10 protein-coding genes are annotated in these 14,355 nt (G+C 37.9%); 4 read left to right on the forward strand and 6 right to left on the reverse strand.

Annotated features, from left to right (window positions below):
• Positions 1–138: 138 nt before the first annotated feature.
• From alaS to C1638_RS09055, 4 genes are all read left to right on the forward strand, one after another.
• Positions 139–2,742, forward strand: coding sequence for an alanine--tRNA ligase (gene alaS, locus C1638_RS09040; protein WP_109620652.1), 2,604 nt, complete (start codon positions 139–141; stop codon positions 2,740–2,742).
• Between the two features lie 218 nt (positions 2,743–2,960).
• Positions 2,961–5,357, forward strand: coding sequence for a hypothetical protein (locus C1638_RS09045; RefSeq protein ID WP_109620193.1), 2,397 nt, complete (start codon positions 2,961–2,963; stop codon positions 5,355–5,357).
• A gap of 58 nt (positions 5,358–5,415) precedes the next feature.
• Positions 5,416–5,652 carry a hypothetical protein gene (locus tag C1638_RS09050; protein WP_076353758.1) on the forward strand — a complete coding sequence of 79 codons (237 nt, stop codon included), beginning with the start codon at positions 5,416–5,418 and terminating at the stop codon, positions 5,650–5,652.
• A gap of 6 nt (positions 5,653–5,658) precedes the next feature.
• Positions 5,659–7,128: a M20/M25/M40 family metallo-hydrolase gene (locus tag C1638_RS09055; protein WP_109620196.1), complete on the forward strand. Its 1,470-nt coding sequence runs from the start codon at positions 5,659–5,661 to the stop codon at positions 7,126–7,128.
• 64 nt (positions 7,129–7,192) lie between these two features.
• On the opposite strand, the gene ilvA is transcribed toward C1638_RS09055, so the two are convergent.
• From ilvA to ilvE, 6 genes are all read right to left on the reverse strand, one after another.
• Complete coding sequence (gene ilvA / locus C1638_RS09060; RefSeq protein ID WP_109620198.1) at positions 7,193–8,455, reverse strand: threonine ammonia-lyase IlvA; 1,263 nt, start codon at positions 8,453–8,455, stop codon at positions 7,193–7,195.
• Positions 8,456–8,469: 14 nt separating this feature from the next.
• Complete coding sequence (gene ilvC / locus C1638_RS09065; RefSeq protein WP_109620200.1) at positions 8,470–9,516, reverse strand: ketol-acid reductoisomerase; 1,047 nt, start codon at positions 9,514–9,516, stop codon at positions 8,470–8,472.
• A gap of 42 nt (positions 9,517–9,558) precedes the next feature.
• Positions 9,559–9,840, reverse strand: coding sequence for an ACT domain-containing protein (locus C1638_RS09070; RefSeq protein WP_109620202.1), 282 nt, complete (start codon positions 9,838–9,840; stop codon positions 9,559–9,561).
• A 15-nt stretch (positions 9,841–9,855) separates the two neighbouring features.
• The gene (gene ilvB, locus C1638_RS09075) at positions 9,856–11,580 is read right to left on the reverse strand and encodes a biosynthetic-type acetolactate synthase large subunit (RefSeq protein ID WP_109620204.1); all 1,725 of its coding nucleotides are present in this window, start codon (positions 11,578–11,580) and stop codon (positions 9,856–9,858) included.
• Between the two features lie 12 nt (positions 11,581–11,592).
• Entirely contained in the window at positions 11,593–13,269 is a 1,677-nt protein-coding gene (gene ilvD / locus C1638_RS09080; protein ID WP_109620206.1) for a dihydroxy-acid dehydratase, read from the reverse strand.
• Between the two features lie 212 nt (positions 13,270–13,481).
• Positions 13,482–14,354 carry a branched-chain-amino-acid transaminase gene (ilvE, locus tag C1638_RS09085; RefSeq protein WP_109620208.1) on the reverse strand — a complete coding sequence of 291 codons (873 nt, stop codon included), beginning with the start codon at positions 14,352–14,354 and terminating at the stop codon, positions 13,482–13,484.
• Position 14,355: the final 1 nt, after the last annotated feature.

Below are 14,355 nucleotides of genomic sequence, written 5' to 3' on the forward strand. Positions count from 1 at the left end.
CGAAATTATAGCCAATATTATGTCTGACATTTGATAAAACATCCTTGAAAATATATAATATTGGATATTAAATCACCTAAAAATCTTAAATTTGCATCTTATCAAAATTTGATATTAAAAAAAAGCAAAAGCAATACTATGACATCACAAGAGATACGTCAAAAATTTTTAGACTATTTTAAAAGTAAGGAGCACCTTATCGTTCCTTCGGCTCCTATTGTGCTGAAAGACGACCCTACCCTTATGTTTTCCAACTCCGGAATGACGCAGTTCAAGGATTTCTTCCTAGGCTACAAAACGCCTACGGCCCCAAGAATTGCCGATACACAGAAGTGTCTGAGAGTTTCAGGAAAGCACAATGATTTGGATGATGTAGGTAGAGATACTTACCACCACACCATGTTTGAAATGTTAGGAAACTGGTCTTTCGGGGATTACTTCAAAAAAGAGGCTATTGCTTTTGCCTGGGAATTACTGACTGAAGTATACGGAATTCCAAAAGAAAATTTATATGTAACGATTTTTGAAGGAGATGCTTCTGAAAATCTTGACAGAGATCAGGACGCGTATGATTTCTGGAAGTCTCACATTTCTGAGGACAGAATCATCAACGGAAATAAAAAGGATAATTTCTGGGAAATGGGTGAAAGTGGACCATGCGGGCCATGTTCAGAAATCCATATTGACCTAAGAACACCTGAAGAAAAAGCTCAAGTTTCAGGACTTGAATTAGTGAATAATGACCACCCTCAGGTTGTTGAGGTATGGAATCTGGTTTTCATGGAATTCAACAGAAAGGCTGATAAGTCTCTGGAAAAACTTCCGGCTCAACACGTAGATACAGGAATGGGCTTTGAGCGTCTTTGTATGGCACTTCAAGGAAAATCTTCCAACTATGATACAGATGTTTTCACTCCGCTTATTTCTAAAGTTGAGGAACTTTCAGGTAAAAAATATACTGGAATTTTAGAAGATGAAAAAGATATTGCCATCCGTGTTGTGGTAGACCACATCAGAGCAGTTTCTTTTGCTATTGCAGACGGACAGCTTCCTTCTAACGGAGGGGCAGGTTATGTGATCAGAAGAATTTTAAGAAGAGGTATTTCTTATTCTTACAGATTCCTTGGAATGAAAGAACCTTTCCTTTATCAATTGGTTGCTGTTTTACAGGAACAAATGGGGGCTGTTTTCCCTGAACTTGAAAAACAAGGAAAACTGGTTTCTGAAGTTATTAAAAGTGAAGAGGAGTCTTTCTTAAAAACCATTGAAAACGGATTGATCAGAGTTGAAAAATTAATTCAACAAACCATTGCTGATAATCTAAAGGTATTACCAAGTGAAGAAGTTTTTGAACTATATGATACTTATGGTTTCCCGGATGACTTAACAAGAATTATTGCTGAGGAAAAGGGATTAACCATTGATGAGGAAGGATTCAAGGCTGAAATGGAAAAGCAAAAGCAACGTTCCAAGTCAGATTCTGCTCAAAAGGTTTATGACTGGGTAGTTTTAGAAGAGAAACCGGAATCATTCGTAGGATATGACCAGATTGAATCTGAAACGTATATTACAAGATACAGAAAGGTAGAAAACAAAGACGGAGAATTTTATCAGGTGGTACTGAGCAGCTCTCCATTCTACCCTGAAGGAGGTGGACAGGTTGGAGACAAAGGTATTCTGGAAAATGCTTCAGAAAGCTTTGAAGTACTGGAAACCAAAAAGGAAAACGGATTAATCGTTTCATTGATTAATGGTCTTCCAAAGGATGCAGGAGCAGTTTTCTATGCTAAAGCAGATGCTACAGACAGAAAGAACTCTCAGGCCAACCACTCTGTAACTCACCTTTTACACGAGGCATTAAGAGATGTTTTAGGAACACACGTTGAACAGAAAGGTTCTTACGTAGGTCCTGATTATCTTCGTTTCGACTTCTCTCACTTCAATAAAATGACTGAGGAAGAATTGGCTTTAATTGAAGAAAAAGTAAATCATAAGATCAAAGAAAGCATTGCTTTACAGGAGTTCAGAAATATTCCTATTCAGGAGGCTCTAGAAAAAGGGGCAATGGCTTTATTTGGAGAAAAATATGGTGACAGTGTGAGAATGATCCAGTTTGGGAGTTCTAGAGAACTTTGCGGAGGAACTCACGTAAAAAATACCAGCGAAATCGGTCATTTCAAAATTACATCTGAAAGTTCTGCTGCGGCAGGAATCAGAAGAATTGAAGCAATTTCAGGTGATAAATCTGAAGAGTACTTTAATAATCTTGAAAAGCAGATTATTGAACTTTCACAATTGCTGAAATCTAAAGATGTAGTAAGATCTATTGAAAAACTTATTGAGGAAAATGCTTCATTAAAAGCTGAAGTAGATGCCCTTAAAAAGGAAAAAGCAAAAGGAGAAATCGGTGATTGGAAGACTGCTTATGAGCAGAAAGGCAACAAACAATTGCTGGTGAAGAAGACTTCCTTGGATGCTGGTTCTGTTAAGGATATTGTATTCCAATTGAAAAGAGAGATCCCAACTTCGGTAACGATCATTCTTTCTGATGCAGATGGGAAACCAATGATTACTGTAGGAGTTTCTGATGATCTGGCAGCAGATTATCAGGCTGGAGCTATTGTAAAAGATCTGGCAAAAGAAATCCAAGGCGGTGGCGGTGGAAACCCAGGCTTTGCAACTGCAGGGGGTAAAAACCTTTCCGGATTGGAAAATGCTTATCAAAAAGCACTGAATATTTAAAAGATATTTCAAAATATAGAAAACTCCTGAATTTAATTTGTTCAGGAGTTTTTTTATTGGAAATTTCAAAGAATTTCAGAAACACAATCTACACCGTAAGCTTAATCTTCATTCTGTAGGGAACATCCATTTACTCATTAGATTAAATCAATGTTATACTCTGTTAAAAAACTTTTATACAAGAATAAATATCATTAATTTTGACATAGTTTTTTTACATGAAAAGGGGTTTACAATTATTATTTTTCCTGATCTATTTTTTGGGTTATTCGCAACTGAAAATAAAAGTTGTGGATGACACCAATCAAAAACCTGTGTCTAATGCTAAGGTTTTCTGTGATGATAAAATCCTTGGCTACACCAATGTACAAGGGATTTTAGAGTTTAAAACAGCATGCAGGAATATAGAAGTCGAAGCGGAATCCTATAAAAGGGAAACAACATCTGTGGAAAGCAGCATGGAGGTTTCTCTTACCAAAAAGTCATCAAAGACGACAGCCATCGAAGCAGTTATAATTGAAGATAAAAGTGATCCAAGAGCACTGGAAATCCTTAAAAAGGTCAACAAATTATTTAACGAGAACTCTCCAAAAAGCTTAGGCTCCTATGCTTATAAATCCTACGAAAAAATCTCCATGGATATTGACGAGGATAGTCTTTCTCAGTTTAATCAGTATTTCAATGACCTTAATATTTTCAAGAAAAAAAGAGAGAAAGACTCACTGAATAACATCAATGCAAGAAAGATATTTGCAAAAAGTAAACTCTTCCTTTGGGAAAGAGCCCAGGAGTTTTTATATTCCAAAAAATATGGGGAGAAGATCAATATTCTGGACAACAGGATTTCTGGTTTAAAGCAGCCGGTTTATGAGATGATTGCTCTTCAGCAAAGTAACAGAGATGTTGTTCCGGAACAGGTAAAGCCAGAAAACAGGGGCCTCTATAGATTCTTTCTGTCAGATACTATCGAGCTTGACGGAAGAAAAAACTTTGTGATCCGTTTCCGTGAAGTTAACTACAAAAATCCGGACAGAAAAAGAAAATACAACGGTTCTATTTATATTGATACGGAGACCTACGGAATTAAAAAAATTGAAAATTTCAGTAAAAATAAGAACGACGGAATTATCACCAGCACCTGGGTATTTTATAATAACAAATGGTTCCTTGCCCATGAAAAAACCAAGCTTAAAATGGGTAAAATGGCTATGGATGATAAGGAACATGTTAATAAAAAGGACAAGAAAAGCTTTGGTACCTATGCTTTCCTCACATCAAAATATTTTGACTTTGAATCTCCCATTGAAGAAAAAGCCCAAGATTTCAAAGGATATACATTCTCTGTAAAAAGTATTGACGGGCATTCTCTGGACCGATACAGAACAGATCCGCTTACTGAAAGAGAACAAAATACCTATAAGACAATTGACAGCCTTGGCAAAAAATATAAAATTGACAGTAAGGCACAGATTATTTCTGGTTTGCTTAACGGGCAAATCAGGGTAAAAGCAGTAGATTTTGCAGTAGATGAAATTGCCAACTATAACTCGTATGAGGGTTTCAGACTTGGATTAAAAGCTAAGATTAATGAAAACTTTAACCCGTATTTTTCTCCTGACTACTATTTTGCCTATGGTGTAAAGGACAGAAGATGGAAGTATGGAATGGGTATAGATGTAAAGACTACATTAAGAAAAAATTCGTTCTTCAGGTTTGAATTTTATGATGATGTGACAGCTTCAGGAGAGTTTTACAGACGACTTTGGAATTTCAAAATGAGGATGATGAACTTTGGAAACAATCTTAACAATGACAAATATTTCCACTTCAAGGGCGCATCTTTGTCTTATCTGAATGATGTTACCAACGGACTTACCCTTGCTCTTGCTGTAAGAAGAAATATTGAAGAAGCTGAGTTCGATTACCAGTTTAGAGATGGTGAATCTTCATTTAAAAATTTCAACACCCTGTTTACCTTAAAGTATTCCCCGAATTCTACCAACATTATGACTCCACAGGGAAAATCCCTGATTGATCAGAAGTATCCGGAGCTTTATTTTAACTATGAACAAAGTTATAAAATGGCAGGCGGAAGTTTCAATTACTCCCGATTCGATGCTCTTTTTGTACATAATTTTAAAACCCCGATCGGAACTACAGGTTTCAGATTGTATGGCGGTGTAGTTTTGGGTGAAGCTCCAATCTGGAAGAACTTTACCATGAACGGACTTGCCTCTCCGGGTAAGGATTTCAATTTTAACCTTACTTCATTCCTCGGATTTGCAACACTGGAGGGTGGAAAGTTTTATAATGATAAATTCGTTGCCTATTACTTTACCCATAAACTGCCTTTTTACTTCAAAAGCTTTGGACACAATGTTTCCAGCTTCGATTTTGTATTACGTGGAACCATTGGAGATATGAAGCATCCGGAGTATCATCAGTTTAAGTTCAAAAAGCTGGACCACCTGTATCAGGAGGTTGGTTTGGAATGGAATAACTTCCTTTCGAGCTATTTCAATCTGGGATTATTCTACAGAGTGGGCTATTATGCCACCCCTCACTTCAAGGAAAATTTTGCCATCCAGTTCAAATTAAAGTTCCTGGAATTTTAAATTCCAAATCTTTAAGCACCCCATTATACAATACATTATACATCATATATAAGTTACCATGCAGAGAATAGAAATAAAAGCGGAAGCATTTTTTGAATTATTAAAGTTAAAAGATACTTCCATGTGGGAAATATTTTCACAGATGATAAACGGAGAAGAAAAAGAAATTATATTTTTGGATAATGAAGATAAAATTCTCTTCAATTATGTTTTACCTTCTAACCCAGAGAAACTGGAAGAAGACAGAAAAGAGTTTTCAAAGCAATTTGCTGATAAACTAAATCATTTAAATTAAAATCAGATGAATAGAAATTATATTTTTTCCATCTTGAGTATTCTTATATTCAGTATAGGGAATGCTCAAAGCTATAAGAAGCCCTTGGTTTCAGCTATCAAGGAGTCTGATCTTAAAAAAGACATGTATGAATTGGCTGCAGATCAATTTTGGGGACGTGAGGCGGGAACCCTTGATGAATTAAAGGTTTCTATGTGGCTTGCCGACAAAGCAAAGGAAGCGGGAATGAAGCCTGCGGGTGATCATGGTACTTTTTTCCAGTTCTTTGATATGTACAGACATCAGGTAATTCCTCAAAGCAGCCTGAAAATTGGAGATAATAGTTTAAAGCTATGGAAAGATTATCTTGTGGCAGAGCCTGTAAATGCGTCTCTGGATGCTGAGGTTGTATACGCAGGAAATGCAGAACCTGAGGATCTTTCTAAATTGAATATCAAAGGAAAAATATTGGCAGTATATGCTTCTGATAAAAATATAGACAAGGAAATGACTCTTTTTGTAAGAAGATATCCTGGATTTGTAAGAACAAAATACTACAATAAGGCCTATGAACTTGGGGCAAAAGCAATCATCTTTATCACGGATGACCTTTCTGAACAAAGCTGGCCAGAAGTTCTTCCCCAAATGACAAGAGGAAGCTATGGCGTAGAGGGATTAAGAGAAAAAATAACGAATAACATCCCTGTTCTTTGGATCAAAAAAGAAAATGCAGGCTGGGTAAAGAACAACCCCAAAGCTTCTCTTAACCTGATTACGGAAACCTATAAATATCCATCTGTAAATATCATCGGAAAAATTGAAGGAACAGATCCTGCCCTTAAAGATGAATATGTTCTGCTTAGCGGGCATCAGGACCACGATGGGATCAGACATCCTGTAAAGAATGATACCATCTATAACGGAGCTGATGATAATGCCAGTACCTGCGTAGCGATGTTAGCAATGGCAAGAGCCTATAAAAAGCAACCCGGAAAAAGAAGCATGCTGTTTGTTTTTCATGGTGCTGAAGAAAGAGGTTTGCTTGGGTCAAGATGGCACGCAGCACATCCTGTTGTTCCAAAAGAGAAAATTGTAGCAGTGCTTAATGGAGATATGATCGGAAGAAACAGTAATGATGAAGCTGCTTTATTAGGAGGAAATGCACCACATAAAAATTCTGAAGAATTAGTAAAAATGGCAGAGGAAGCCAATAATGAAAGTACTAAATTCAAATATTTGAAAGATTGGGACTCTCCTAGTCATGCAGAATTCTTTTATTTCCGTAGTGACCATCTTCCTTATGCTAAAATTGGAATTCCTGCCATATTTTTCACTAGTGTACTGCATGATCAGTACCATACTCCACAGGATGAATCTGAAAACATCAATTACAAAAAGTTATATAAAATGACTGAATGGATGTACAGAACTTCTTGGAAAGTAGCTAATGAAGCTGAACGCCCGAAAATTATTTCAAATTTTACCCTTGAAAGATAAATAACAAAAAAGCTTCACAAATTGTGAAGCTTTTTTCATCATAGTGTTTTTAGTAAATGCCTGATTATATAAGTAAATTCATTAGGGACGGGTCATTGTTCAGATAGTTGACAAAGAAATCATGTTTCTTCATTTTATCAATTAATGGAGTAAAATCTTCTTTGTGCTTTATGGCAATCCCCACCACTGCTATTCCTTTTTCCTTGGAATTTTTTTGAGTATATTCAAAAAAAGTAATATCATCATTTTGTCCCAAGACATCCATTACAAAGGTTTTCAAAGCTCCGGGACGTTGTGGGAACCTCACCAAAAAATAGTGTTTTAAGTTGGCATACAACAAGGCTTTTTCCTTGATCTCTTCCATTCGGGTGATATCATTATTGCTCCCACTGATAATGCATACTACATTTTTGCCTTCGATCTGATCTTTATATTTTTCCAATGCTGCAACGGAAAGTGCTCCCGCAGGTTCCACAACAATGGCATCTTTGTTATACAATGAAAGTATGGTTTCGCACACCAGGCCCTCCTCTACGGTTGCCATATCATGCAGAACATCTTTACAAAGTTCAAAAGTGAGACTTCCCACCTGTTGTACTGCTGCGCCGTCCACAAATCGGCTGATTTTTTCAAGAAGTACAGGCTTTCCATTTTCTAAGGCCTTTTTCATACTTGCTGCTGCCGATGGTTCTACTCCAATAATTTTTGTCTGGGGAGATAATTCATGAAAGACAGAACATATACCAGCAGCCAATCCTCCTCCTCCTATGGGTACAAAAAGATAATCAATAGGTTCTTCTGCTTGCTCAAGAATTTCCAATGCTGTGGTGGCCTGCCCTTCAATAATCGCAGGATCATCAAACGGATGAATAAATATTCCGTCTTTTTCCTTACAAAACCTCATCGCAGCATCTTTGGCTTCGTCAAAAGTGTCTCCGAATAAAATGACTTCAATATCATTCCCACCAAACATTTTCACCTGCTCCAGCTTTTGTCCCGGCGTTGGTAAAGGCATAAAAATAGTTCCTTTCACTTTCATAGAATTGCAAGCAAAGGCAACTCCCTGAGCATGATTTCCTGCGCTGGCGCAAACAACACCTCTAGAAAGTTCTTCCTGAGACATCGTTGCCATTTTATTGTAGGCTCCACGAATTTTATAGGATCTTACTCTTTGAAGATCTTCTCTTTTAAAGCTTATCTTCGCATTATAGACCGTTGACAGGTTATTATTAACAGCCAAAGGGGTTCTGACGCATACATTTTTGAGCCTTTCTGCAGCACTATAGACATTATCCAAGATGGATAGATAGGTTTCTCCCGTCCTCATTTTCTTTTTTTTGTTTAATTATTCTCAGGTCTCAGACTGCGTACCGTTTTTCCGGCTCTCCACATCTCGCTTTCTCTTAATTCGGTTAGCTCTACCTCCAGTTTTTCTCTGTAATCCGGCTTACTATTGCTGTCTATGGATCTTTGAGCTTCATTTCCCTGAGCTACGCTGTCATACAGTTCCTCAAATAATGGAGAAGTGGCATCTCTGAAACGTTTCCACCAATCCAAGGCTCCTCTTTGAGCCGTTGTACTACAGTTGGCATACATCCAATCCATTCCGTTTTCTGCAACCAAAGGCATTAGTGATTGTGTAAGTTCTTCTACGGTTTCATTAAATGCTTCAGATGGGCTATGTCCGTTTTTCCTTAATACATCATATTGGGCAGCAAATATTCCCTGTACCGCACCCATCAAGGTTCCTCTTTCTCCTGCAAGATCACTGTAAACTTCTTTTTTAAAGTTGGTTTCAAATAAATAACCGCTTCCTATGGCAATTCCAAGGGCAGTAACTCTTTCCCTAGCTTTTCCTGTGGCATCCTGATATACTGCAAAACTACTGTTCAATCCTCTATCCTGAAGAAACATTCTTCTAAGTGAAGTTCCTGATCCCTTTGGAGCTACAAGAAAAACATCTACATCTGTTGGCGGAACAATTCCTGTACGTTCATTAAAGGTAATCCCGAATCCATGGGAGAAATATAATGCCTTTCCGGCAGTAAGGTGTTGTTTTACTTTTGGCCAGTATTCTATTTGTGCGGCATCACTCAGAAGGTAGCAGATGATAGTTCCTTTTTGTAGAGCTTCTTCTATTTCGAAAAGCGTTTCACCCGGAACAAATCCATCTGCAACAGCCTTATCCCATGATTTTGAATTTTTTCTCTGGCCTACGATGACATTAATTCCGTTGTCTTTTTGATTAAGAGCCTGTCCGGGTCCCTGTACACCGTATCCAATTACTGCTACCACTTCATCTTTTAATACTTCCTGAGCTTTTTTCAAGGGAAACTCTTCTCTTGTTACTACGTTTTCTTCTACTCCTCCAAAATTCAATTTTGCCATTTCTTTTAATTTTATTTGTTATATATGATTTTAATTTTCTGCTTAACTTGCGTATTCTACTACGGTCAGATGTGGATTTTTATGATAATGAACTTCCAGTATATCTACTTGTTTCTCCATTTGTCTGGTAATCTTCTGAACAGATTCTTCTGTTTCTTTGATGGTGATAACAAACTTTTTTATCTTGTCTATTTCGGAAGGTCCCATATTGAAATTCATAATTGAAATCCTTCTTCTTGAAAAAATAGCATTGATCCTGGTGATCAATCCCAAACAATCCTCTGTATAGGCTGTTATGGTATATTCTTTATTTTCTGTTTTCATTTTTTTATGTTTGTGTTATTGTTTATGATTCAATACAATCTCTGAAACGCTTTTCCCTTGTGGAATCATAGGAAATACATTGTGTTTTTTTCCTGTCATTACCTCAAGAAGAAACGCTCCTTTATGATCAAGCATTTCTCGGAGAGCATCTTCCAAATCTTGTCTTTGAGTCACCTTTCTTCCGGAAATACTATATCCTTTTGCAACCTGTACAAAATCAGGACTTTGAATATCTACGAATGAGTATCGTTCTTCATGAAAAAGCTCCTGCCATTGCCTCACCATTCCCAGATAGCTGTTATTAAGAATTAAGATTTTAATATCCGGATGATACTGCATCACAGTTCCCAACTCCTGAATATTCATCTGTGCTCCTCCATCACCCATTACAGCAATTACAGGAAGATTATGTTCTCCATAAGCTGCTCCTATTGCGGCGGGAAGGCAGAATCCCATAGTCCCCAATCCCCCACTTGTAATATTCGTTCTGGGATTTTTAAAGCTTGAATATCTACAGGTCACCATCTGATGTTGTCCTACATCGGTTACAATAACAGCTTCTCCCATTGTAATTTCGTTGAGGTATCTGATCACTTCTCCCATTGTGATTTCTTCTTCTGTAGGAAATAATTCATCATTGATAAGGTTAATGCTTTCAACTTCCAGACAATCTTTAAATTTTTGATGCCAATCCGAATGTTCTCTTTTACTGATGAAAGCAGTAATAAGTGGCAGGGTTTCCTTACAGTTTCCAAGAACAGGAACATCTACTTTTACATTTTTGTTGATCTCAGCCTTATCAATATCCAGATGAATAATCTTTGCCTGCTTCGCATATTGATCCAATCTTCCTGTAACACGGTCGTCAAAGCGCATTCCTACCGCAATCAGCACATCACATTGGTTGGTAAGAATATTGGGTCCATAGTTTCCATGCATTCCCACCATTCCTACAGCCTGAGGATGATCTGTGGGAACAGCTCCCATTCCCAGAACAGTCCATGCAATCGGGATCCCTGATTTTTCTGCAAGCTGCAGAAACTCTTCCTCAGCTTTCCCTAGCATAATACCCTGACCAGCAATAATGAATGGACGCTCTGCATTGTTAATCAAATCCGCAGCTTGTTCAATGCACTCCATTGATGGAACCGGATCTGGTTTATAGCTTCTCAATGAATGGCAGGGTGAATATCCTTTATATGGAACTTTCTGTAGTTGAGCATTTTTTGTAACATCAACAAGTACAGGCCCCGGACGACCTGACCTTGCAATATAGAAAGCCTTGGCTAGTACTTCGGGAAGTTCGTTGGCGTCTGTAACCTGATAATTCCATTTGGTAACGGGGCTTGTTACATTCATTACATCTATTTCCTGAAAAGCATCTGTTCCTAAAAGATGTTCAAAGACCTGTCCTGTAATGCATACAAGAGGTGTATTATCCAGTAAGGCATCAGCTAGCCCTGTCACTAGATTGGTAGCTCCGGGACCGCTTGTTGCCATTACAACTCCTACTTTTCCTGATACTCTTGCCAATCCTTGTGCGGCATGTACTGCGGCCTGTTCGTGGCGGACAAGAATATGCTCTAACTGTTCTTTATAATCATAAAGTGCATCATAGATTGGAATAATGGCGCCTCCGGGATATCCAAAAACAGTCTTTATACCTTCCTGAAGAAATGCTTCAAGTATAATCCGACTTCCGCTCAGTTCTGTTTCTATTGATAGATTTAGGTTGTTCATGATGTTTTTATTTTAAATTTCATCCGTTACACAGCCCTCGGCGGCAGATGATACAGTTAATGCATATTTATAGAGTAAACCTTTCTTTACCTTTAGAGCTGGTTTCTGCCAGCCTTCTTTTCTTTTCTCAATTTCTTCGTCCGAAACCTTGAGTTGTATTGTATTATTTACGGCATCTATCTCAATGAGATCATCATCTTTTACAAAGGCAATCAAACCGCCTTCATGAGCCTCGGGCGTAATATGCCCCACTACAAAACCATGAGTCCCTCCACTGAATCTGCCATCTGTAATTAGGGCAACACTGCTTCCAAGTCCTACTCCAATTAAGGCACTGGTGGGTTTCAACATTTCCGGCATACCCGGCGCTCCTCTAGGTCCTTCATATCGAATAACAATGACATCTCCATGTTGTACTGTTCCATCTTCAATCCCTTTTATCAAGTTTTTTTCTCCATCAAATACACGGGCTTTCCCTAAAAACCGTTCTCCTTCTTTTCCTGTTATCTTGGCAACACTTCCTTTTTCGGCAAGGTTTCCATAGAGTATTCTCAGGTGTCCCGTAGGTTTTATCGGCTTTGATAATGGTTTTATAATCTTTTGTGTATTAAAATCCAATGTTGGGATATTTTCCAGATTTTCAGCTAATGTTTTTCCTGTAACAGTTAAGCAGTCACCATGCAGTAGTCCTTCTTCCAACAGATATTTCATAACAGCCGGTATTCCTCCATGTTCATGTAAATCCTGCATCAGATATTTACCACTTGGCTTAAGATCAGCCAGTACAGGAGTACAATCGCTCATTTTTTGAAAATCATCCTGTGTAATAGATACTCCCACGCTTTTCGCCATTGCTATAAAATGCAGAACCGCATTGGTACTTCCTCCTAAAATAACGATCAGGCGAAGTGCATTCTCAAAGGCTTTTCGGGTCATGATATCTGAGGGTTTGATATCTTTTTCCAATAGTATTTTCAGATATTCTCCTGCTTCCAGACATTCATCTTGTTTTTCTTTGCTTAAAGCAGGATTGGAAGATGAGTATGGAAGGCTCATTCCTAATGCTTCTATTGCTGAGGCCATAGTATTGGCTGTATACATTCCGCCGCATGCTCCTGCTCCCGGACAAGAATTTTTAACAACTCCATCAAAATCCTCATCAGAAATTTCACCGGCTATTTTTTTACCTAAAGCCTCAAAGGCTGAAACAATATTCAATGTTTCTCCTTTATAGCATCCTGGGGCAATAGTTCCACCATATACCATAAGAGAGGGTCTGTTCAATCTTCCCATTGCGATAATGGTTCCCGGCATATTCTTGTCGCAACCCGGTAGGGCAATAAGTCCATCATAATACTGCGCTCCGCAAATCGCTTCAATACTGTCCGCAATAACGTCTCGGCTTACCAGAGAATAACGCATGCCATCAGTACCGTTACTCATCCCATCGCTTACGCCAATAGTGTTAAAGATTAGCCCTGCCAACCCGGTATTCCATGTTCCTTTCTTTACAATTCGGGCCAGATCATTTAGGTGCATATTGCAAGTATTTCCATCATATCCCATACTGGCAATTCCGACCTGAGCCTTGTGCATATCTTCTTCTGTAAAGCCTATTCCGTAAAGCATTGCTTTTGCAGCAGGCTGTTCGCTATTTTGTGTGAATGTTTTTGAATATTTATTTAACATATTATCCTACTTTTCCTATTCTTCTCATCTCTTAGTTTGAGATCCAAAACTTCAATTTTTTGGAAGTCAGAAATGATGTTTTTACTTAATTTTGGTCCAAAACTACAGTTTGTAATGTCTTTCCATTTTCAACTTTTCTAAAAATTACAATACTCAATTGTTTAAAAAACAAATGCAACATATTGATAACCAAAATATTAAAATCATAATATTTACAACGACAGAACTCTCACTAATCTCAGATAAGCTTGCTGTACCTTTTGACTTGCTGTATCTTCCCAATTCTTTGCAAAAGGAACATCATCAAGAGAATCCAATGCAACAATTTCAGCAGCTGTACCACAGAAAAAAGCTGCATCAGCACCTCTCATTTCCTCAGGTTTAAAAAAGGTTTCCTTAACAGGGATATTAAGTTCTCTGCATATTTCAAAAACAGTCTGTCTGGTTATCCCCGGAAGAATGCTTCCTTTTGCCGGAGTAAATAGCATTCCCTCTTTTTCATAAAAAACATTGGCACCTGAACTTTCTGCAACATTTCCGTTTTCATCCAATACCAAAGCTTCATCATATCCTTTGTCCTTGGCATCCTGACAGGCAAGAATAGAGTTCACATAATGTCCCCCCACCTTTGCTTCTACTTTAAATGCTTTAGGATTTGGGCGTTGAAAACCTGAGGTCATAATCTTCATTTTATCTACCAGATAACCATTGCTCCATTCCCAAGCCAGCAAGGACAGGTAAGATTCTTTCCCTTTTGAAAGAGACATATTGGGAGAACAAGTGACCAGAGGGCGGATATAAGCATCAGTAAAGCCATTCAGTTCTAAAAGTTCGTAGGTAAGTTCTGTAAGCTGCTCTGCCGAATAATGGAAAGGAATATGCATCAGTTCTGCTGATCTTTTTAATCTTTCGTAATGTTCTTTCGCTTTAAAGATCTTTGTTCCGTGGGCAGTACTGTAAGATTTGATTCCTTCAAAAACAGAATATCCGTAGTGAAGAGATTGTCCGTAAAGATCCATACCGGCCTCTTTTGCTTTCATAAAGTTTCCATCAAAATAGATGACCGTGTCGTTATTGTAATACATG

Source organism: Chryseobacterium oncorhynchi (genome assembly GCF_002899895.1).
In the GTDB taxonomy this organism is placed as follows: Bacteria; Bacteroidota; Bacteroidia; order Flavobacteriales; family Weeksellaceae; genus Chryseobacterium; species Chryseobacterium oncorhynchi.